This is a genomic window from Terrabacter sp. NPDC080008 (assembly GCF_040702505.1).
In the GTDB taxonomy this organism is placed as follows: Bacteria; Actinomycetota; Actinomycetes; order Actinomycetales; family Dermatophilaceae; genus Terrabacter.
Genome location: NZ_JBFBLC010000002.1, coordinates 222,213 through 241,534, shown reverse-complemented (window position 1 = coordinate 241,534; position 19,322 = coordinate 222,213). Strand labels below are relative to the sequence as shown.

The following is a 19,322-nucleotide window of genomic DNA, read 5'->3' as shown; positions in this document are numbered from 1 at the left end:
TAGGGGCCGCCGCCCTCCGCGCGACTTCCTCGGCGGGGTAGACGTGTCCGACCGCGTGGACGCCGCCCGGTGGGCCTCAGTGCGACCGGCGCTCGGCGGCCTCCTCGAGGGCGCGCTTGTCCTGGTCGTCCATCGCGCGCGTGTCGCGCGGCTCGGCGAAGGGCTCGAGGTCCTCGGGTTGGCCCGCGGCGATCGCGCGGCTGCGGTCGAGCTCGGCGTTCACCTCGGCGCCGAGCAGGATCGCGATGTTGGTCAGCCAGAGCCAGACCAGGAAGATCACCACGCCCGCGAGGGAGCCGTACGTCTTGTTGTACGAGGAGAAGTGGGACACGTAGAGCGCGAACACCCCCGAGACCACGAGCCAGATGACGACGGCGATGAGGCCGCCGGGGCTCACCCACTTCACGCCGCCCTGCTTGGCGTTGGGGCTGGCCCAGAAGAGGACGGCGAAGAGCATCGAGACGAGAACGAGGAGCACCGGCCACTTGAGGATGCTCCACAGCGTCACGGCGGTGTCGCCGGCACCGATGAAGTCGCCGAGCTGCTGGGCCACCGGCCCGCTGACGACGACGATCACGGCGCTGACGACCATGACGACCACGGCGAAGACGGTGACTCCGACCCGGATCGGGATGGTCTTCCAGATCGGCCGCCCCTCGGGGATGTCGTAGATGACGTTGGAGGCGCGCATGAAGGCCGCGACGTAGCCGGACGCCGACCAGAGTGCGACGAGGATCCCGAAGATCGCTCCGAGGCCGGCGCCCGTGCGGTTGGCCTGGGCCTGGGTGATGAGGGTCTGCACGAACTGGGCGCTCGACCCCGGCGTCAGCTGCTTGACCTGGTCGACGACCTGCGTCGTGGCATCGGGACCGAGCAGGCCGAGGGCGGCGACGAGCACGACGAGGGCCGGCGCGATCGACAGCAGGCCGTAGTACGTCAGCGAGGCGGCGAGGTCGGTGAGGTTGTCGCGCTTGAACTCGCCGCGGGCTCGCTTGAGCACGGCGACCAGGGATGCCCGGGGCAGCTCCGTCGGGCTGTCGGGAGCGTCTTCGCGACGGGTATCGGGTTCTGTTGCCATGGCGGGGTCGTACCCACTGCAGGGCAGCGCGTGCACGGGACCGGGCGAGCCGGCATACGGCACGGGGGCAACGGGAGGGGCACTCCCAGAGGCAAGGCCCTCCTCCCGCGCGTGGGATGCGAGGATGAGTGGCTCTGCTGGGTAGGAGAGCAGGACCGTCACGTGCCGGACCTGATGATCGTGAGGAGACGCACAGCATGGTGGCCGACAGCGCCGACAGGCCGGAACTGATCGCCGGACGCTACCGGCTCATGGACCGCATCGGCTCCGGCGGCATGGGACACGTGTGGCTGGCCTGGGACGAGCGGCTCAACCGCGCCGTCGCCGTGAAGCAGCTGCACCCGCCGGTCGCGCTCGACGAGTCGGACGCCGCCGTCGCCCGCGAGCGGGCCATGCGCGAGGCACGGAACACGGCTCGTCTGCACCACCCCAACGCCGTCCCCGTCTTCGACGTCGTCGACCACGAGGGCCGGCCCTGCCTCGTCATGCAGTACCTCCCGTCGCAGAGCCTGCAGGCCGTCCTGCACGAGCGCGGCCCGCTGCCGGTCCGAGAGGTCGCGCGGCTCGGCAGCGAGCTCGCGTCGGCCCTCGCCGCCGCCCACGGGGCAGACTTGGTCCACCGCGACGTCAAGCCGGGCAACGTCCTGCTCGCCGAGGACGGCACGGCCCGCATCACCGACTTCGGGATCAGCCACGCACTCGGCGACGCATCCCTCACCTCCACCGGGATGGTCACGGGCACACCCGCCTACCTGGCGCCCGAGGTGGCGCGCGGAGCGCCCTCGACCCCGGCGTCGGACGTCTTCTCGCTCGGAGCGACGCTCTACGCGGCGCTCGAGGGGTCCCCACCCTTCGGCACCGGCGACAACGCCATGGCCCTGCTGCACCGGGTCGCCTCCGGCGCCATCACTCCCCCGTCCGAAACGCCGCTCGCGCCGGTGCTCCTGCGCATGCTCTCGGTCTCCCCGGAGGAGCGACCCTCGATGCAGGACGTCTCGGCCGTCCTCGGCGACGTCGCCGCCGGCCGCAGCGTCCCGGACGACGGCGTCGACCGTACGCGGGTGCTTCCGCCCGCGGCGACCGTGTCGGCAGGTGCGGCGGCGGGCCTCGACCTCGCCGACGGGACCTCGCCGACCGCCCGCACCGCCGTGCAGCCAGAGGCGCAGGCAGATCCGACGGGGAGCGAGGGCGTCGAACCGCGCACAGCGGCGGGTCCACCGGCCCGCGACGGTGAGTCGCGCGGACGCCGGCGAGCCGTGCTCGCGGGTCTGGTCCTGCTGCTGCTGGTCGGTGGCGGGCTTCTCGCGACGTCGCTGTTGCGTGACGGTTCTGCGACCGGCGGCGCGACACCGCCTCCGGTCGTCGCCGGCACGACCCGCTCGAGCCAGGCGTCCCCGTCCAGCAGCTCGAGGCCCACGACGTCGACCGCGCCGCCGCCGTCACCCAGCACACCGGCTGCGACGACGACACCGACGCCGACGACGTCGTCGCCCTCCGCTCCCGCCACGACCTCACCCGGCTCCGCCTCCGACCTCGCCGGCGCGGTGCGCGACTACTACCGCCTGCTCCCCGACAACACCGACGCCGGCTGGGCCCGGCTCACCGACCGCTATCGCGCCACGACGGCCAAGGACCGGGCCACCTACGACCGGTTCTGGGCGTCCGTGGACGCGGTGAGCGTCGGGCAGGCGAAGGCCTCCGGCCCGGGGTCGGTGGTGGCGACGGTGCGCTACGACTTCCGTGACGGGCGCCGGTACGAGGAGCGCACTGCCTTCACGCTGGTGGAGCAGGACGGCGTGCTCAAGATCGACACCTCGAAGGTGCAGAACAGCAGCCAGCTGTAGGAGAGTCGCGGGTCACGCGGGCGCGCAGGACGCTCGCGTCAGACGACGTCGGTCACTGGCAGCGCCACATCACCACGGGGTGAAGGGAGTGGGCCGGGCGGTTGCGCGAGGCGCCTACGGGCGCAACGACGCTCGTCGTGCAGGCCTGGACGAGGCGCTCGAGCATGGCAGCCCGCTCGCTGCCGGTCATCACGGTCGGGGCTGCGTTGTCCTCGGTCGAGGTCACTGTGCTCATCGCGGTTCTCCCTGGTCGTGTCGACCGGCATTTCGCTTCAGCCGGTGTCTCAGGGGTAGGTGTACCAGTCCGCGTGGCCGAAATGGACGTGAATGCCCGTTTTTCGGCAAGAAAGTCCAAAGAAATGTGCAAGAAGACCGGATCGGACAACGGGGTCCGTCAGGTTCCCCGGTGACAGGGCCGGCGGCTCAAGCTTCGGTGGCCTGCCGGGCCCTCACTCGGGCCGGAAGCGCGCCGCCCGCTCGACGAGGTTGGCCAGACGCCGCAGCGCCTCGATGTTGCGGCGGTGCAGCACAGGGTCGCGCAGGAGCCGCGGGATCAGCAGGGCCGGTCCCTTCGTCGCGTCCTCCTCCATCGTCACCTCGGTGCCGTCCGCCACCTCGCGGCAGGTGATGCGAACCAGACCCTCGCCCGAAGGCCAGGCGCGGACCGTGAGCTCGAGCAGGGTGGGCGGCTCCCACCGCACGATGGACGTCGTGTCGTCGATGAGCACCGGCCACGCTCCGACGGAGTGGTGCATGGTCGCGCCGGCGGCCGGCCAGTCGGGAGAGACGTCGCGCACGCGCGAGGCCCCGACCACCCACTGGCTGTAGCTCCATGCGTTGCCGAGGACGTCGAAGACCTCCCGCGGCGTGCCGTGGACGGTCCGGATGGTCGTGCTCACGTGCGCCTCCAGAGATTGCGGGTCTTGTCGTGCCACAGTGCGGCCCTCGCGGCGTTGGCGCCGCAGGCGCCGTGCACACCGCCGCCCGGGTGGGCGGACGCCGACGCGAGGTAGAGGCCCTTGACGGGGGTCTCCGGGCGTCCCGAGCCGGCGACGGGGCGGAAGATGAGCTGCTGCTGCAGGTTGGCGGTGCCGCCGTTGATCGCGCCGCCCACCAGGTTGCGGTCCATCGACTCGAGCTGGTGAGGGCCCAGGACCCGTCGGGCCGTGATGCGGTCGCGGAAGCCCGGCGCGCGGCTCTCGATGCGGGCCTCCATCCGCTCCGCCATGGCCTCGAGGTCGCCCTCGTCCCAGGTGCCGCGGACCTCGCGAACATCGTCGCGGCCGGCTGCGGCGTCGCCGCGGACCTGCTGCGGGACGTGGGTGTACGCCCAGAGCGCCTCTCCGCCCGACGGCGGGACGCGGGAGGGGTCGGCCACACCCATCTGTCCGACGAGCATGAAGGGACGCTCGGGCACCAGGCCCGCAGCGACCTGGCTTCCGCTGAGGGTCACGTCGTCGAGCGAGTCGCCGATGTGCACGGTGCCCGGTGCCGCCTGCGGGGCGTTGGTCCACGGCACGGGCCCGTCGAGGGCCCAGTCCACCTTGACCGTCGACGGGTCCCACTCGAACCGGCCCATGCGGTGCCGCAGCCGGCTGGGCAGCTGCTCCCACGACACCAGGCCCCCGTAGAGCGCTGGTGCCGACACGTCGGCGAGCACCGCCCGCCCGACGGTGATCTCCCGCGACGCGGTCCGCACGGCGACCGCGCGACCCCCCTCGACGCGTACGCCCTCGGCCCGCTCCCCCAGCACGACCTGGCCGCCCTTGGACTCGAGACGCCGGACCATCGCACCCGAGAGCTGCCCGGCACCGCCACGCGGCACGGGAAAGCCCACGGTCTGGCCGAGGAGGACGAGCAGCAGGCCCATCGCCCCGGACCCCGGCGACTCGAAGCTGATGTCGGCGTGGGCGGCGTTGCCCGCCACCAGCATCCGAGCGGCCTCCCCGCGGAAGAGCCGCTCGGTCAGCGTGCGCGCCGGCATGATCATCTGCCGGACCATCTCGAGGCCGCCGGCGCGCAGCACGTGCCGGGCCATGCCGGCACCGCCGCGGACGGGCGGGAAGGGGCTGAGCAGGGAGGTGATGACGGCGTCGCCGACCCGGTCCCACGTGTCGCACAGCGCGAGCCACGCGTCCCCGTCACCGGCGGCCTGCTCCTCGAGCCCCGCGGCGGTCTCGCCACGGTCACGGTGGAGCACGCCCCAGCGGCCGTCGGGGAAGGAGTGCGCGACGACCGAGGGAGCGTGGACCCACTCGAGGCCGTGCTCCTCGAGGCGCAGTCCACAGATCGTGGGCGACCCGGCCGCGAGGGGGTAGAAGGAGCTGAAGGTGTCGTGGACGTAGCCGTCTGCCACGGAGGAGTCGCTGTGCACGGCCCCGCCCGGAGTCTGCTGCTCCTCGAGCACGACCACCGACCAGCCCGCGTCGACGAGCAGGTTCGCGGCCACCAGGCCGTTGGGACCGCTGCCGATGACCACCGCATCCGTCGTCGCCACGATGTCCTCTCGTCCGTGCCTTCGTCGTCCCGCTCGTCGTCCGCTCGGTCTGTACCCGGAGTGCTGCCCGGCTAACCCGACGTTTGGGATGGGCCGCGAGCGGGCACGGCCTCCCCATGGCCCAGAGCTCGCCCGTCCGCGGCACCGACATCGGCACGGATCCTGTCGTCCTCGTCACCGGCGCGTCGAGCGGCGTGGGACTGGCGACCGCGCTCGAGCTGGCTCGCCGCGGCCACCGACTGGCCCTGCTGGCCCGCGGCGAGGAGCCCCTGCAGCGCGCCGCGCACCAGTGCCGGTCCCTGGGGGCCGCCGAGGTGCTCGTCGTGACCGCGGACATCCGCGACGACGCCGCCGTCGCCAGGGCGGTCGCGGACGTGCTCGACGCATACGGCCGCCTCGATGGCGTCGTCAACTGCGCGGGCGTCGTCGCCTACGGCCGCCTGGAGCAGCTGGCCGCGCCACTCTTCGACGCAGTCGTCGAGACCAACCTGCTCGGCTCGGCCAACCTGCTGCGCCACGTCCTGCCGCCGCTGCGCGTTCAGGGCCGTGGCTCGGTCGTGCTGACCGGCTCGCTCATCGGCCACATCGCGGTGCCGACGATGAGCGCCTACACGGTCAGCAAGTACGGCGTGCGCGCCCTCGCGCGGCAGGCCGTCATCGAGAACCGCGACGTCCCGGGACTGCACATCTCCTACGTGACGCTGCCCGGCGTCGACACCCCCATCTACCGCCAGGGGGCGTATGCCGGGGGCCCGGCCGGGCAGCCACCTCCCGTCGTGTGGTCGCCGGAGAAGGCCGGACGGCTCGTGGCCGAGGTGCTGCGGCGACCTCGACGGGTGACCCACGGCGGGGCGTTCGACCCGCTGATCCGGCTCGGGTTCGTCCTGCTGCCCCGGCTCTACGACGCCTGGGTCGGTCCGCTCTTCGCCCGCCTCGCCTCCGACCGGTTCGAGACGGTGCCGCCCGGGCCGGGCAACGTCGAGACGAGCGTGCCCGACGGGAACCGCCTCACCGGCGGGCACGGGTCAGGTCTCGGCGCCGCGGCGGGGCTGCTCGCCCGTCAGGTGCGCCGCGCCGTCGGCTAGGTCGTGCCCTGCGTCAGGCGGTTTCGGTTCCGTTCGATCAGGCTGGCGCACTCGCGATGCTGCTCGGGGTGTCGGCGCCGGCCGGCTCGAGGTCGCCGGCCTCAGAGTCGTGCGGCGCTTCATCGCCGGGGAGGCGCCCGGTGAGCCGCAGCTGGTCGGCGATGTCGCGCAGCTTGACGTTGCGGTTCTGGGACAGCCGGCGCAGGTAGGCGAAAGCGGCCTCGGGCGTCAGGCCGTAGCGCTCCATGAGGATGCCGACCGCCTGACCGACCTCCTGCCTCGTGACCATCGCCAGCTCGAGCTGCTCGGCCTTGCGCGCCAGTCCGAGAGTCGCCGCCGCGTGTGCGGCCAAGGCCGTGGCGAGCACCACCGTCTCGCACGGCAGGCCCTCGCGGCTGTCGCCCGCCAGGGTCATCACGCCCACGGCCTTGCGCTCCCACACCATGCGGACCGCGAGCACCGAGCGCAGCCCCAGGGCGTCGAGGCGCGGTGCGAGCTCGGGCCACCGAGCCGCGTCCTGCGGGCAGCCCACGAGCAGCCCCACCACCGGCTCGTCGCCGTGCAGGACATCGACGCTCGGGCCCTCCCGCAGCATGACCTGCAGCTCCTCCACCCTCCGGGAGACCTGGCCGCTCGCCGCCAGGGGTCGCACCGCTCCCCCGCGTTCGACGAGGCTGATGGAGACGTGGCGCACGCCCGGTACGGCCTTGGTGCTCGCCTGCAGCAGCGTCTCGACAGCAGTCGTCGGCGCGGTAGGGAAGCTCGGTCCGCCCTCCGCGGCGCTCGCGACAGCGCCCGGCGCCGAGACGGCCATGGCGTCGTGGGAGTCCTGCGCCGGGGCGGGCGAGGAGCCCACGAGTCCCTGGGACACGCGAGCAGCGACGGCCGCAGGGCCCTGGCGGCTCGGGTGGCGTCCTGATGAAAGAGTCACAGCACGTCCTTCGCGGGCGTGGCGTCCCCTCGTGCCTTGAAGGTGCCCTACTGAACCGAAACCCCGAGCTGGCCAACGGCCCTTCGGTTCACGTGCCCGTATCGACTCCCAACGTACACGCCTTCTCGCCCGCCGTGCAGGTTGGGAACCGCTGCATACGCACGCTGCTCAGGAAGAGGAGCCGGGCTCCTCCGTACGCCTCAGTTCGAGCGGCAGCTCGAGCATCACGTCGCGCGCCAGGAATCCCGGCCGCTCCTGCGACAGCCGCTCGCCGGCTCTCGCGTGGGCCCAGGCTCCCCAGGCGGCCGCCTGCTCCGGCGTCGCTCCGCGGGCGAGCAGGCCGGTCACGAGGCCGGCCTTGACGTCGCCGGACCCCGCGGTCGCTAGGCCCGGCACGCCGGCGTCGCAGGACCACGCGTCCCCGCCCGGCGACACGACGTACGACACCTCGCCGCCGCTCAGGACGGCCGCCCCGGTGGCCTCCGCGACGGCGCGGGCGGCCCCGAGCTGGTCGTCGCCGACCTCGTCCTCCGACCGCTCCAGCATGGCGGCCGTCTCCGTGAGGTTCGGCGTCAGCAGCACCCGCCCGGCGAGGTGGCGCACACCGTCGAGGCGACCGGTCAGGAAGGCGGTGCCGAGCGCGTCGAGCACCACGAGGTTGTCGAGTCGGGGCACGATCTGGGTGAGCAGGAGGTCGGCGCACTCCGGGTCGCCGAGACCGCTACCGAGCAGGACGACGTCGGCCCCCTGGGCGAGCTCCACCACACGGTCGGCACCGGCGACGGCGAGCTCGCCGCTGTGCAGGACGGGCAGTCCCTGGACGAAGGCCTCCGGGAGTGCCACCGCCACCGCCGACGCGGTGTCGCTGGCCGTGGCCACCTGCACCTTCCCCGCGCCGACGCGCAGGGCTGCCTCGGCCGCCAGCAGGACCGCTCCGGGTGTCTGGCGCGCTCCCCCGACGACGAGCACGGTCCCGCGGTCGGACTTGTTACCGCCCTGCTCGGGCAGCGACCACGACCTCAGCAGCTCGGCCTTGATCGGGGTGGGGGTTGCCTCCGGCATGTCAGCTGGTCCTCTCGTCCTGGAGCTCGGGCTCCTCGGGCACCTCGGCGCCCACCGTGCCCTCGTGGGTGGTCTCCACGTCCGAGGTCTCGAGGTAGCCGGTGTCGGCGAACGTCGCGAGCTGCAGCAGATCGCCGTCCTTGCGGTAGCGGGTCAGGGAGCAGTTGGCCAGCGGCTGCGTGCGGTCCACGTCGAGCAGCGTGGCCTCGTCGAGTCGCTCGAGGGCGAGACGGAAGCTCATGATCACGGCCTGGTGGGTGAACACCCAGACCCGGCGGCCGGCATACAGCTGCGCGAGGTCGCGGAGGACGTCGCGCACCCGCAGCGCGACGTCGGTCCAGCTCTCGCCGCCCGGCGGGCGATAGTAGAACTTGCCCAGGCGGGCCCGGCGCTCGGCCTCCTCCGGGTGGTGCTTGCGAATGCCCAGGCCGGTGAGGCCGTCGAAGATGCCGAGGTCGCGCTCCCGGAGGCGCTCGTCGAGCAGCGGCTCGAGGTCCAGGGCGCTGCACACGATCCGCGCCGTCATCGCCGCCCGCGCGTAGGGCGAGCTGAGGACGACGTCGGGGTGGGGGCCGCTCGTGGCCACGTGGCGGGCCAGCTCGTGGGCCTGGCGCTCACCCCGCTCCGACAGGGGCGTGTCCGGGTCCCGGGTGTCGAGCTGCAGCCGGCCCTGACCGCGGTCGCGCGCCTGCGCGTCCGCGACGTTGCCGAGGCTCTCGCCGTGGCGGACGAGGACGAGCTCCTCCATGTGGGCGGCCCAGGGCGCGCCGCTGCCTCCGATGGCCATGCGTCTCCTTGCCGAGGTGGTCGACGGGTGCGTCAGTGCCCGAGAGGGGACACCGCACCTGTACCCGCCCCCTCGCGGTCGGAAACGCGCCGGCCGCGGGCGCACGCCACCGGCCCCGGAGAAGCGTTTCTCCGGAGAAGCGTTTCTCTGCGACGGCTCAGGGGTACTTCTGACCTGAATCGGTGCATCCGGTGCACCCGAGCAGCAGAGAAGAGGCGAGAATGCGATCTGCGTTCATGGTCATTGCGGCTTCGGCCACGCTCCTGGCGGGGTGTGCGGGAGTCGGTGGGGCGAGCAGCGACTCCGGCGGCAACGCCGGAACCTCCGGGAGCGCTCCCAGCGGAACCCTGAAGATCATGGGATTCGGCGGCGAGGACGAGGTCGGTCAGGCCCGCATCGCCGCTTTCAAGCAGGCGTACCCCGGCGTGCAGGTCAGTAACGCCAAGGGCGACTTCGATGCCCAGCAGTTCCTCACCGCCCTGGCCAGCGGCAACCCGCCCGACCTCGTCTACATGGACCGCAACCAGATCGGCACCTACGCCAAGAAGGGCGCCATCGTCCCGCTCGAGGACTGCATCTCCCAGCAGAAGATCGACACCTCGCAGTACCGCGACGCGGCCATGCGCTCGGTCACGCTGGGCGGCAAGGTCTACGGCATCCCGGAGTTCTACGTCGTCACGACGAACCTCATCGACGCCAAGTCGCTCAAGGCAGCCGGCCTGTCGCCGAGCGACATCCAGACCAAGGACTGGCAGGCGCTCAAGGCCACGTCCGACAAGCTGTTCAAGAAGAACGGCAACAAGCTCGAGCGGATCGGCTTCGACCCGAAGCTCCCCGAGTACTTCCCGCTGTGGGCCACCGCCAACGGCGCGACGATCATCAAGGAGGACGGTGCGCCGAACCTCAACGACCCGAAGGCCGTCGAGGCGCTGGACTTCGCGATCAGCCTGATCAACGACCAGGGCGGCTGGACGAGCTTCAAGTCCTTCCGCGACTCGTTCGACATCTTCGGCGAGAAGAACCCGCTGTCGGCGGGTTCGGTCGTCGCCTTCCCGATGGAGAACTGGTACGTCAACGTGCTGCGCGACTTCATCCCCAAGGGTCTGCAGCTCGACAGCACGCCGTTCACCGACCACGACGGCAAGCCCGTCAGCATGGTCGGCGGCAGCGCCTGGGCGATCCCGAAGGGCTCGAAGAACCCGACCGCGGCGTGCGCCTGGGCCAAGACGCTGACCGACAAGGCCACGTGGATGAAGGCGGCCGACGCCCGCATCGCCAAGGTGAAGAAGGACAACAGCTTCTTCACCGGCCTCTTCACCGCCAACAAGCCCGCCGACGAGGCCATCAAGGCCAAGTACCTCACCAACGTCCCGGACGCCGGCTTCAAGCGCGCGATCGACAACCTCTACGCGACGCTCGACACGGCCACCGCCCTCAACACCTCCCCGGCCGGAGCGGAGATCGACGCCGCCTGGCGCAGCGCCGTGACGCGCGCCCTCGGCGGCCAGCCCGCCCAGCAGGCCCTCGACCAGGCGCAGAAGGAGGCAGAGGCAGCCTTCACGAAGGCGAACGGCAATGGCTGACAAGGCGGTGAGGCTCCGCCCGGGCCGGCTCGAACGCCGAGAGGCCCGGGCGGCCTACCTCTTCATCGCCCCGTGGATCTTCGGGTTCCTCGTCTTCACCGCGGGGCCGATGGTCGTCAGCCTGTGGCTCTCCTTCACCGACTACTCGCTGGTGGAGCCGGGCCACTCGGTGGGGATGGCGAACTACCAGCAGCTGCTGGACGACCCGCGCATCGCCAAGTCGCTGGCCAACACGTTCACGTATGCCGCCATGTTCGTGCCGCTCGGCACGGTCGTCGCGCTGGGGCTGGCGATGCTGCTCCACCGCGTCGGCCGTGCCGCCGGCTTCTTCCGCACCGTCTTCTACCTGCCGGTCATGACGCCGGCCGTCGCCGCCGGAGCGATGTTCCTGCTCCTGCTCAACGGCCAGCGCGGCCTGCTCAACCAGGTGCTGGGCTGGTTCGGCATCAACGGGCCCAACTGGACGACCGACCCGGCGTGGCTCAAGCCGTCCCTCGCCATCGTCAGCCTCTGGACGGTGGGCGGCAGCGTCATCATCTACCTCGCTGCGCTCAACAACGTGCCGCGGCAGCTCCACGAGGCGGCGCTGCTCGACGGCGCCGGTCCGATCCGCCGGTTCTGGAGCATCACGCTGCCGATGATCTCGGGCGCGCTGTTCTTCACGATCATCACGCACACGATCGCGGCGATGCAGATGTTCGACCAGGCGTACACCATGTTCTACGGGCCCCAGCAGAAGGCGACCGCCTCCGACGAGTCCCTCGTCTACATGGTCTACCTGTTCCAGAACGCCTTCGAGTTCTTCAAGATGGGCTTCGCCTCGGCCATGGCGTGGGTGCTCTTCGTGATCATCCTCGTCATCACCGTGGTCCAGGTGCGCCTCGGCAACCGCTTCGTCTACTACGAGGGAGACTCCCCCCGATGAGCGTCGACACCCTGCCGCTGCCGCCCTCGACCGAGCCGCCCGCCGAGCCGGACCTGGCCTCGCGACCGCTGCCGACCGGCGGTCCGGGCAAGGACCGCCGCCGTCTGGGCCCCGCCAGCGTGGTGCGCTGGGTGCTGCTGCTCGTCGCGACGATCGCCTTCACCTACCCGCTGATCTGGCTGGTCAGCGCGTCGCTCAAGCCCAAGTCGCAGGTCTTCGACAACCGCCTGGTGCCCGAGACCTTCCAGTGGTCCAACTTCGTCGAGGTGTGGGACGCCGGACCCGTCCTGCGCTGGCTGCTCAACTCCGGCATGGTCTCGCTGATGGCCGCCGTGACCGTGACGCTGTCGAGCGCCTTCGTGGCCTTCGGCTTCGCCTACTTCCGGTTCCGGCTGCGGGGGCCGCTCTTCGGGCTCGTGCTCGCGACCATGATGCTTCCCGGTGCGGTCACGATGATCCCCGTCTACCTGATCTGGCACCAGCTGCACCTCATCGACACCCAGATCCCGCTGTGGGCCAACAACCTCTTCGGGTCTGCCTTCTACATCTTCCTGATGCGCCAGTTCTTTCTCGGCATCCCCCGCGAGCTCTTCGAGGCCGCGCGCATCGACGGCTGCAGCAACCTGGGCCTCTTCCGCCGGATCGCGCTGCCGCTGTGCCGCCCCGCCCTGATCATCGTCTTCATCTTCGAGCTGCAGGCGAGCTGGTCCGACCTGCTCAAGCCGCTCATCTACCTGCAGACCGAGGACTACTTCACGATGCCGCGCGGCCTCAAGCAGATCGTCGACGGCTTCGCGCTCTCGGGCGAGTACCACTGGGAGATAGCGATGGCGGCGACGCTCGTCGCGACGCTGCCGATGATCGTGGTCTTCGCCTTCTGCCAGCGCTACTTCCTCGAGGGGCTCGCCACGACGGCCCGCCAGGGCTGACCCGGGACCGGGTAAGCACCGAAGAGGACGACCACCAGAACGCCGATCAACGCCGATCGACGCCGATAACAGAGGGGACGCACCCATGGCCGTGTGCGACATGTGCGGGAACGACGACGCCCGGAGCTTCACCATCACCCGGGACGACCGATCGGGCACCTACGACAGCCTCGAGTGCGCCATCTCCGACTGGGCGCCGGCGTGCGGCCACTGCGGCTGCCGGGTGCTCGGGCACGCCGTGGACGTCGACGGCACGCTGTTCTGCTCGGCGCACTGCGCGACCACGTCGCAGCGTGGGCGGCGTCCGATGGGTGTGCGCCCGGCAACCCTGGTCAGCTGACCGAGCGCCACTGACAAGCAGAGGGTCCCGACCGCGTGGTCGGGACCCTCTCTCGTGCGTGCGCCGTGGCGTATGCAGTCGGCTCAGTGGGTGCCGGTGCCTCGCCCCTCGCGCGCGACGGTGGCGTCGTGGCCGGTCACCCCGTTGTGGCGACGACGGCCGAGAAGCGCGCCGAGGGCGATCATCCCGACGCCGAGGACGAAGTGCAGCCAGTCGTCGGCCGAGTTGAGCGGCACGAAGTTCGCCGCCGACTCCTTGTCGATGACGAGGCCGTAGATCCACAGCACGAGGTAGATCACGCCGCCGCCGATGAGGTAGCCGCGCGAGGCGCTCCAGGCTCGCGCCGCAGCGATGCCGGCGATCCCGAAGAGCAGGTGCACGATGTTGTGCAGGACCGATACCTCGAAGATGCCGAGGAGCTTGGCGTTCGAGTGGTGCCCGGCGAAGCTGAGGTCGCTGTAGTTCGACGTGATGCCCGGGATGAAGCCGGCGATGCCGACCACCAGGAACACGATGCCGACGACCAGCGCGACCTTCTGCAGCGTCGAGCGTGCGGTGGTGGCCGCGTGGCCTGCCGTGGTGGAACCGTCCATGATGAGTTGCCTTCCCTGTGGGTGCCGCACCGGCGGCGCCGGTGCGGCGGAGGGCCGGGCGTGGTGCCTGCCCGACCCTCCGCTGGTGCTGGCTCGCCGAGGTGGCGGGTCAGCTCTGTGCCTGCTCCTTGACGTTCTGGGCGGAGTCGGTGGCGCTGTCCCGGACGTCGGAGGCGGCCTGCTGACCCTCCTGCTTGACGTCCTCGGCGGCGGACTGCGCCGTCTCCTTGACGCTCTGGACCGCTTCCTGCGCCGGCTGCCTGAGGTGGTCGGCCGACTCGCTGGCGACGTCCTTGACGACGCCCTGAGCCTGCTCGACGACCGGCTGTGCCTTCTCCTTGGCCGTCTGGGCGAGCTCGCGCTCCTTCTCCGAGGCCGGCAGCAGCGCGCCGATGATCCAGCCGGCGCCGAGCGCGATCATGCCGGCGGCCAGCGGGTTGCCACGGGCCTTGCGCTGCACCGTGTCGCCGGCGCTGGAGGCCGCGTCGCCGACCGAGTGGGCGACGTCGGACGTCTTGTCGCCGGCCGTGTGGGCGAAGCCTGCCGTCGAGCTGCCGGCGTCGGACGCCGAGCCCATGACGCGGTCACGCGCCGCCGAGAAGCGGCCCTTGACCTTCTCCGCCTGCCGGTGGGCCACCTGACCGGGGCTGACCGACTCGCCGAGGGCGTTGACGTCCCGGCTGAGCTCCTCACGGGTGCGCTCGATGTCGGCCCGGATGGCCTCGGGGTCGTTCGTGCTGGTCGTCGTCGGGTAGTTCGTGGTCATCGAATCTCCTCGTTTCCCTTCAGCGCGTCAGGGACCTTCTTGACGGTCTCCGTGGTGCGCGGCAGTCCCTGAATCTCCTTGGTGAGGCGTCGTCCTCGCGCAGCGAGGACGGCCGCGATGATCGCCCAGACCACCATCACGATGACGGCGGCCCACCCCCGGCTGTCGAGCGCGCTGGAGAGGAACTCCCAGACACCGATCGAGAGGAAGAGCACGGTCATGTAGCCGGCGAGGGCAGCGCCGCCGAACATCCCGCCGGCCTTGCCGGCGCGTGTCGCGGACTGCTTCGCCTCGGCTTTGGCCAGCTCGATCTCCTGACGGATCAGCGTGCTGAAGTCGCGGCTGATGTCGCTCACGAGCTCACCGATCGAGGCGTTCTCGGCCTTCTGGTGCGAGTTCTCGTGGCCCACGCCCGAGGCGGCGTATGCAGTGTCGTCCGGGGCGTACGCGTTCGCGTCGGTCGGCGGGAAGCCGGCCTGCTGCGACGAGAGCGAGGGGTCGCCCGCGGCATACGCGTCGGCATAGGGGTCGGTGGCCGGCGCGACGCCCGAGGTGGCGGGGTTGCCCACGCCACCGACGGGCTCGGGACCTGCGCCGCCCTGCGGCCAGGTGCTCATCAGCGCGCCCCGCCCCGGCCTTCGGGGAAGGCCTCGGCGATGGGGTCGACGGGCTCGAGCGACTCCATGGTCTCGGTCGAGTCGTCGAGCGGGTCGGCCGTCACGCCGTCGGTCATCGAGGTGACCGCGTGGGTGTCGCTGTCGCGGACCCCCACCGTGTAGGGCTCGCTGCGCACCGGTGACTCGGACGGCGGGATCGCCCCGCTCGCAGAGGTCTCTGTCGCCACGGTGCCGTAGGTGCCCCCGGGGCCACCGGTGCTGGAGTAGCCGGCGGTCCCCGTGTAGGCGACCCCGGACTGCCCGCCGGTGCCGATGCTCCCGTTGCTGCCCGAGCTGCCGTCGCTGGTGAGGCCGCGGGTCAGGCGGCCCCCGACGACCCCGAGCACCGCGGCGCCGAGGAGGAACGCGCCCGGGCGGCGCCGGGCAAGCGAGCGCAGGTCGTCGAGCATCTCCCGGGGCTGCCGGCTCTCGAGCCAGTCGGCCACCGAGTGGGCACGGTCGGCGACCTGGCCCACGGCCTGGCCGGCGATGCCCTGCTGCTCCGAGCTGGACGCCATCTGGCGCAGCTCGTCGGCCAGGGAGCGCACGCCCTGTGCGGCGCGCTGGCCCTGGGTCGAGGCCTGGTCGTCGAACTCGCTGCGCAGCTGGGTGTAGAGGTTGCGCACCTGGTTCGTGGCCTCGTGAGCGACGTCCTTGGCCCCGGAGGCGGCGGTCTGAGCCACCTGCTGCCCGCTCTGCTTGGCATCGGAAGCCACTGACTTCGCCTCGTCGCCGGCTGCGCCCACCGTGCTGGTGGCGCCACCGCCGGCCGTCCCCTGCGAGGAGGACGTCGAACCCGTGGAGTAGCCGCCGGGGGCGGCTGTGGACGAGGTCGTGCCGACGGTCAGGTCGTCGGGCGCGCTCGTCTCGTACGGTCGTTCGGTCATGGGTCCTGGTTTCCTTCCTGGTCACTGGAACGGGCGCGCCCCTTGCTCGAGCCGCCCGTTCGAGCTCGTGTTGCTGCGTGTCGGGTACCCACCGGCGCGCAGCCCCAAGCACTTTTGCGCGCGTGGGAAAAGTCCGTTGGAACGGGTATGTCGGCCCGTTTCGTCCGCTGTTGAGCGTCGTGCACGCGCGGCACCCACAGCGTCAGTGGACCGCGAGGCGGTCCCTCAGCTCTCGCGCAGAGTGCGCCGCAACGCCCAGCCGGCGCCCGTGGTAACGCACGCCGCCACGCGCCCGGTGACCCACGGCGAGCCACACGCACACCGACCGCTCCAGCACCCACACGGGAGCCCAGAGGGGCACCGACGGCGGGATGCGGTGCACCCCGATGCGGCGCCTGCCGTGCTCGGCGAGCCCCACCGCCGCCAGGGCGAGCAGGCCGGCGAGCCGGGGGCCACGCCGCCCGGCGAGGAGCACCGCCGGCAGGACGGCGAGCTCTGCCACCAGGCGCAACGGCTGCGCCAGGTCGTCGTAGGCCTGCCGCACCCGCTGCGACCAGAACTGGCCCGCCGTCGGCGGCCTGCGCCACACCACGACGTCGGTCCGACCGACCGCCCGACCGCCCACGGCCTCGACCGTGCGCCACAGCTCGAGGTTCTCGAACAGCACGTCCGCGGACCAGCCACCGCAGTGGAGCACCGTCGAGCGCCGCAGGCCGAAGGTCCCCGGCCAGTCCGACGCGAGCACGACGTTGAGCAGGGTGCGGGCGCCGTCCCAGCGCGCGTGCCACGGCCAGGAGTCGAAGACGTTCACCGGCCGGACGAGGTCGGCGTCCTGGAGGGTCTCCACGAGGGCGGCGATGGAGCTGGGCGTGTGCCGGACGTCGTCGTCGGCGAGGACGACCAGCTCGTTCGCCGCCGCCCGAATGCCTGTCAGCGCACCGACGACCTTGCCGTTCGGCCAGCACTTCCGGCCCGGTCCGGTCCCGGCCCCCGACTCCTCCGGCTCCAGGAGGGTGGCGAAGGCACCCCAGGCCTCCTCGTGCTGAAGGCGAGCCGGGGCCGCGCTGCCGTCGACCACGACGACCTCGTCGACGGTGTGCCGGAGGCCGGCGAGGTAGCGCGCCATCTCCTCGACCCGATAGAGCTCCTCAGGGCCGCCGGACCACTTGACAGGGATCACGACGCTCACCGCGAGGCGCCCTAGGCGCAGGTCGGGTGTCGTCACGCTGCCCACGTTCCCGCGGCCGTCAGGCCCAAACACACACTCGCGCAGCGGGATCCGACGATTGGCGCCCGGGGCGCTCAGGTGAGCCGGCGACGGGCCACGCTGCCGCGCCTCCCAGCCGTCAGCAGGCCGTCGGCGACGTGCCTTGGGCGCAGGGCGCAGCCCCCTGCGCCGGCTCCCTGCCGCATCCCCTCGACCAGCTCGGCCAGCACCTCGTGCGCGTCGTGCTCGCAGCTCCAGCCGAGCACATCGCGGGCCCTGCTGCTGTCGACCCAGGGTGCCTGCAGGGCCATGTCGACCCAGCCGGGATCCAACGGGCTCAGGTGGGCCAGCCACACCGCAGCAGCGGCGGCGCTGACCACCTCCTGCCGGAGCCGGACCGGTCGGGCACATAGAGCGGCCGCGATGTCGTGGCCCGACAGCACCGGCTCGGCCGCAACGTTGAAGGCGCCGGCGGCCTCGCGCTCGAGGATGCGGACCACCACGTCCGCGACGTCGTCGGCGTGGACCATCTGGATGCCGAAGCGGTCGTCCACCGGCGACACCGGCACCCGGCGCAGCGCCCCAGCCGGGAAGGCCGCCGGGGCACCGCAGCGCAGCATCATCCCGCCGGCCGCACGCTGGCCCACCAGCGACGGTCGGACCACGCTCACACGGTCGCGCGCTCGGGCAGACGCGGCCACGACGTGCAGTGCCCGTTCCGCCTGCACCTTGAGCCGGCTGTAGGTGGCACCCGGTATGCCGTCGCGCGGCCACTCCTCGTCGACCAGGGCCGTCGATGCCCGCGGCGAGTAGACCGCAACCGACGACAGGTGGACCAGCCGCGCGTCGGAGTTCGCGAGCGTGGCGCGCGCGACGCGCTCGAGGATGCCGACCGATGCCCGGTGCAGGTAGTCGCGCCGGCGCATCGGCTGGAAGGCCCACGCCAGGTTCACAACCGCGTCGGCTCCGGCGACGACGGACTGCAACTCGGGGACGCAGCCGTCGTCGGACAGGTCGAGGCGGCTCCAGGTGACCGAACGTGACGCCGGCAGCGGACGTCGGGCGATCCCGTGCACGGCGTGGCCACGGCCGTCGAGCGCTCGGAGCACCGCGCTACCGATGTTGCCGGTCGCACCCGTGACGACGATCCTCATGCCAACCTCCGGTCGAGTCGTGTCCGGCGATTACCCGATCGGCGTGCGGCCACCCGTCGGCGCGCCGAAGAGCACTCCGCGTCTTCTCCCTGGCGTCGGGCGGCTGTGAACGGGTAGGGGCGGGAACACACGAACCCGACGAAGGAGATCGACCATGAGCGGAACGCTCCCCCGCATCGCCGTGGTGACCGGAGCCGACTCGGGCATCGGCCGCGCGACCGCACTCCTGCTCGCCTCGGAAGGCTTCGACATCGGGCTGACGGTGCACGAGGACGAGGAGGGCGCGCGGCGCACCGCCTCGGACGTCGAGGAGCGCGGGCAGCGTTGTGCGATGGAGCCTTTCGACGCGGCCTCCCCCACCGCCGGGGAGACCGTCGACCGGCTCGCCGACCGGCTCGGCGGCATCGGTGTCCTCGTCAACGTCGCTGGAACGGGCACCTCCTCCCCTGTCATGCTGCTCGACCTCGCCGACTGGAACAGCACGCTCGCGACCGACCTGACCGGCCCGTTCCTCTGCGCCCGTCATGCGGCCAGGCGCATGGTGGCGCAGGGGCAGGGTGGCCGCATCGTCAACGTGACCAGCGTCCACGAGCACGTGCCGCGGTTGGGCTCCGCCGCCTACTGCGCCGCCAAGGCCGGTCTCGGGATGCTGACCAAGGTGCTGGCGCTCGAGCTGGCCGAGCACGGCATCACCGTCAACGCGGTCGCGCCCGGCGAGATCGCCACCGAGATGACCGGGCAGGACGAGGAGGACGCCTGGCGCACCGAGCGCCGGGGCAACCCGCTCGGCCGTCCCGGCCACGTCAACGAGGTGGCCTCGGTGATCGGCTTCCTGGCCTCTCCCCGCGCGACCTACGTGACTGGCTCGTCGTATGCCGTCGACGGCGGGCTCATGCTGATGAGCGCGCACGGACACGACGACGCCGACGCCGGCTGGCGCACCGTCTGACGTCCCACCCCCAGCGGGCGCGCCACAGCGCGAATGCACCAGCGCGGGA

Annotated in this window: 20 protein-coding genes; 7 read left to right on the top strand and 13 right to left on the bottom strand. The window is 71.9% G+C overall.

The window, feature by feature from the left end:
• Nucleotides 1-76 precede the first annotated feature (76 nt).
• Entirely contained in the window at nucleotides 77-1,078 is a 1,002-nt protein-coding gene (locus AB0316_RS07070; RefSeq protein ID WP_366271728.1) for a YihY/virulence factor BrkB family protein, read from the bottom strand.
• Nucleotides 1,079-1,275: 197 nt separating this feature from the next.
• Here AB0316_RS07070 and AB0316_RS07065 point away from each other — a divergent pair, with 197 nt between their 5' ends.
• Nucleotides 1,276-2,922, top strand: a complete 1,647-nt coding sequence (locus tag AB0316_RS07065; protein WP_366271727.1) for a serine/threonine-protein kinase — start codon at nucleotides 1,276-1,278, stop codon at nucleotides 2,920-2,922.
• A 52-nt stretch (nucleotides 2,923-2,974) separates the two neighbouring features.
• Here AB0316_RS07065 and AB0316_RS07060 read toward each other — a convergent pair whose 3' ends face one another.
• From AB0316_RS07060 to AB0316_RS07050, 3 genes are all read right to left on the bottom strand, one after another.
• Complete coding sequence (locus AB0316_RS07060; protein WP_366271726.1) at nucleotides 2,975-3,157, bottom strand: hypothetical protein; 183 nt, start codon at nucleotides 3,155-3,157, stop codon at nucleotides 2,975-2,977.
• Nucleotides 3,158-3,371: 214 nt separating this feature from the next.
• Nucleotides 3,372-3,821, bottom strand: a complete 450-nt coding sequence (locus AB0316_RS07055) for an SRPBCC family protein (protein WP_366271725.1) — start codon at nucleotides 3,819-3,821, stop codon at nucleotides 3,372-3,374.
• Nucleotides 3,818-5,419 (bottom strand): NAD(P)/FAD-dependent oxidoreductase, encoded by a 1,602-nt coding sequence (locus AB0316_RS07050; RefSeq protein ID WP_366271724.1) that lies wholly within the window; start codon nucleotides 5,417-5,419, stop codon nucleotides 3,818-3,820. The genes AB0316_RS07055 and AB0316_RS07050 overlap by 4 nt, the downstream gene beginning before the upstream one ends.
• Before the next feature lie 116 nt (nucleotides 5,420-5,535).
• Between AB0316_RS07050 and AB0316_RS07045 the strand changes: the two genes are divergently transcribed.
• Nucleotides 5,536-6,504 (top strand): SDR family NAD(P)-dependent oxidoreductase, encoded by a 969-nt coding sequence (locus tag AB0316_RS07045; protein ID WP_366271722.1) that lies wholly within the window; start codon nucleotides 5,536-5,538, stop codon nucleotides 6,502-6,504.
• A 37-nt stretch (nucleotides 6,505-6,541) separates the two neighbouring features.
• Here the strand turns inward: AB0316_RS07045 and AB0316_RS07040 are convergent, their stop codons facing one another.
• The 3 genes from AB0316_RS07040 to AB0316_RS07030 form a co-directional block, all read right to left on the bottom strand.
• A complete protein-coding gene (locus AB0316_RS07040; protein WP_366271721.1) occupies nucleotides 6,542-7,375 on the bottom strand; it encodes a GAF and ANTAR domain-containing protein in 834 nt (277 codons plus the stop codon).
• Nucleotides 7,376-7,603: 228 nt separating this feature from the next.
• On the bottom strand, nucleotides 7,604-8,497 hold the full coding sequence (locus tag AB0316_RS07035; RefSeq protein ID WP_366271719.1) for an NAD(P)H-hydrate dehydratase: 894 nt from the start codon (nucleotides 8,495-8,497) through the stop codon (nucleotides 7,604-7,606).
• A 1-nt stretch (nucleotide 8,498) separates the two neighbouring features.
• Complete coding sequence (locus AB0316_RS07030) at nucleotides 8,499-9,284, bottom strand: histidine phosphatase family protein (protein ID WP_366271718.1); 786 nt, start codon at nucleotides 9,282-9,284, stop codon at nucleotides 8,499-8,501.
• A gap of 221 nt (nucleotides 9,285-9,505) precedes the next feature.
• Here AB0316_RS07030 and AB0316_RS07025 point away from each other — a divergent pair, with 221 nt between their 5' ends.
• From AB0316_RS07025 to AB0316_RS07010, 4 genes are all read left to right on the top strand, one after another.
• Nucleotides 9,506-10,867 (top strand): extracellular solute-binding protein, encoded by a 1,362-nt coding sequence (locus tag AB0316_RS07025; RefSeq protein WP_366271716.1) that lies wholly within the window; start codon nucleotides 9,506-9,508, stop codon nucleotides 10,865-10,867.
• Nucleotides 10,860-11,792 carry a sugar ABC transporter permease gene (locus AB0316_RS07020; RefSeq protein WP_366271714.1) on the top strand — a complete coding sequence of 311 codons (933 nt, stop codon included), beginning with the start codon at nucleotides 10,860-10,862 and terminating at the stop codon, nucleotides 11,790-11,792. The genes AB0316_RS07025 and AB0316_RS07020 overlap by 8 nt, the downstream gene beginning before the upstream one ends.
• A complete protein-coding gene (locus AB0316_RS07015; RefSeq protein WP_366271712.1) occupies nucleotides 11,789-12,721 on the top strand; it encodes a carbohydrate ABC transporter permease in 933 nt (310 codons plus the stop codon). Before AB0316_RS07020 ends, AB0316_RS07015 begins: the two co-directional genes overlap by 4 nt.
• Nucleotides 12,722-12,806: 85 nt before the next feature.
• Nucleotides 12,807-13,061 (top strand): hypothetical protein, encoded by a 255-nt coding sequence (locus tag AB0316_RS07010; protein WP_366271711.1) that lies wholly within the window; start codon nucleotides 12,807-12,809, stop codon nucleotides 13,059-13,061.
• Between the two features lie 83 nt (nucleotides 13,062-13,144).
• On the opposite strand, the gene AB0316_RS07005 is transcribed toward AB0316_RS07010, so the two are convergent.
• The 6 genes from AB0316_RS07005 to AB0316_RS06980 all read right to left on the bottom strand — a co-directional run bounded on the left by AB0316_RS07005 (nucleotide 13,145) and on the right by AB0316_RS06980 (nucleotide 18,324).
• On the bottom strand, nucleotides 13,145-13,654 hold the full coding sequence (locus AB0316_RS07005) for a DUF4383 domain-containing protein (protein WP_366271709.1): 510 nt from the start codon (nucleotides 13,652-13,654) through the stop codon (nucleotides 13,145-13,147).
• Nucleotides 13,655-13,763: 109 nt separating this feature from the next.
• Complete coding sequence (locus AB0316_RS07000) at nucleotides 13,764-14,420, bottom strand: DUF3618 domain-containing protein (RefSeq protein WP_366271707.1); 657 nt, start codon at nucleotides 14,418-14,420, stop codon at nucleotides 13,764-13,766.
• Nucleotides 14,417-14,830: a phage holin family protein gene (locus AB0316_RS06995; RefSeq protein ID WP_366272815.1), complete on the bottom strand. Its 414-nt coding sequence runs from the start codon at nucleotides 14,828-14,830 to the stop codon at nucleotides 14,417-14,419. The genes AB0316_RS07000 and AB0316_RS06995 overlap by 4 nt, the downstream gene beginning before the upstream one ends.
• Before the next feature lie 206 nt (nucleotides 14,831-15,036).
• Nucleotides 15,037-15,963, bottom strand: a complete 927-nt coding sequence (locus tag AB0316_RS06990; RefSeq protein WP_366271705.1) for a hypothetical protein — start codon at nucleotides 15,961-15,963, stop codon at nucleotides 15,037-15,039.
• 202 nt (nucleotides 15,964-16,165) lie between these two features.
• The gene (locus AB0316_RS06985) at nucleotides 16,166-17,188 is read right to left on the bottom strand and encodes a glycosyltransferase family 2 protein (protein WP_366271703.1); all 1,023 of its coding nucleotides are present in this window, start codon (nucleotides 17,186-17,188) and stop codon (nucleotides 16,166-16,168) included.
• A 77-nt stretch (nucleotides 17,189-17,265) separates the two neighbouring features.
• A complete protein-coding gene (locus AB0316_RS06980) occupies nucleotides 17,266-18,324 on the bottom strand; it encodes an NAD-dependent epimerase/dehydratase family protein (RefSeq protein WP_366271701.1) in 1,059 nt (352 codons plus the stop codon).
• Between the two features lie 154 nt (nucleotides 18,325-18,478).
• Between AB0316_RS06980 and AB0316_RS06975 the strand changes: the two genes are divergently transcribed.
• Nucleotides 18,479-19,273 carry an SDR family oxidoreductase gene (locus AB0316_RS06975; protein ID WP_366271699.1) on the top strand — a complete coding sequence of 265 codons (795 nt, stop codon included), beginning with the start codon at nucleotides 18,479-18,481 and terminating at the stop codon, nucleotides 19,271-19,273.
• Nucleotides 19,274-19,322: the final 49 nt, after the last annotated feature.

Excerpts from the sequence above, each read along its gene's own strand:
- AB0316_RS07070 (WP_366271728.1), bottom strand. The coding sequence starts at position 1,078 with ATGGCAACAGAACCCGATACCCGTCGCGAAGACGCTCCCGACAGCCCG.
- AB0316_RS07065 (WP_366271727.1), top strand. The coding sequence starts at position 1,276 with ATGGTGGCCGACAGCGCCGACAGGCCGGAACTGATCGCCGGACGCTAC.
- AB0316_RS07060 (WP_366271726.1), bottom strand. The coding sequence starts at position 3,157 with ATGAGCACAGTGACCTCGACCGAGGACAACGCAGCCCCGACCGTGATG.
- AB0316_RS07045 (WP_366271722.1), top strand. The coding sequence starts at position 5,536 with ATGGCCCAGAGCTCGCCCGTCCGCGGCACCGACATCGGCACGGATCCT.
- AB0316_RS07035 (WP_366271719.1), bottom strand. The coding sequence starts at position 8,497 with ATGCCGGAGGCAACCCCCACCCCGATCAAGGCCGAGCTGCTGAGGTCG.
- AB0316_RS07030 (WP_366271718.1), bottom strand. The coding sequence starts at position 9,284 with ATGGCCATCGGAGGCAGCGGCGCGCCCTGGGCCGCCCACATGGAGGAG.
- AB0316_RS07025 (WP_366271716.1), top strand. The coding sequence starts at position 9,506 with ATGCGATCTGCGTTCATGGTCATTGCGGCTTCGGCCACGCTCCTGGCG.
- AB0316_RS07020 (WP_366271714.1), top strand. The coding sequence starts at position 10,860 with ATGGCTGACAAGGCGGTGAGGCTCCGCCCGGGCCGGCTCGAACGCCGA.
- AB0316_RS07015 (WP_366271712.1), top strand. The coding sequence starts at position 11,789 with ATGAGCGTCGACACCCTGCCGCTGCCGCCCTCGACCGAGCCGCCCGCC.
- AB0316_RS07010 (WP_366271711.1), top strand. The coding sequence starts at position 12,807 with ATGGCCGTGTGCGACATGTGCGGGAACGACGACGCCCGGAGCTTCACC.
- AB0316_RS07005 (WP_366271709.1), bottom strand. The coding sequence starts at position 13,654 with ATGGACGGTTCCACCACGGCAGGCCACGCGGCCACCACCGCACGCTCG.
- AB0316_RS07000 (WP_366271707.1), bottom strand. The coding sequence starts at position 14,420 with ATGACCACGAACTACCCGACGACGACCAGCACGAACGACCCCGAGGCC.
- AB0316_RS06990 (WP_366271705.1), bottom strand. The coding sequence starts at position 15,963 with ATGACCGAACGACCGTACGAGACGAGCGCGCCCGACGACCTGACCGTC.
- AB0316_RS06980 (WP_366271701.1), bottom strand. The coding sequence starts at position 18,324 with ATGAGGATCGTCGTCACGGGTGCGACCGGCAACATCGGTAGCGCGGTG.
- AB0316_RS06975 (WP_366271699.1), top strand. The coding sequence starts at position 18,479 with ATGAGCGGAACGCTCCCCCGCATCGCCGTGGTGACCGGAGCCGACTCG.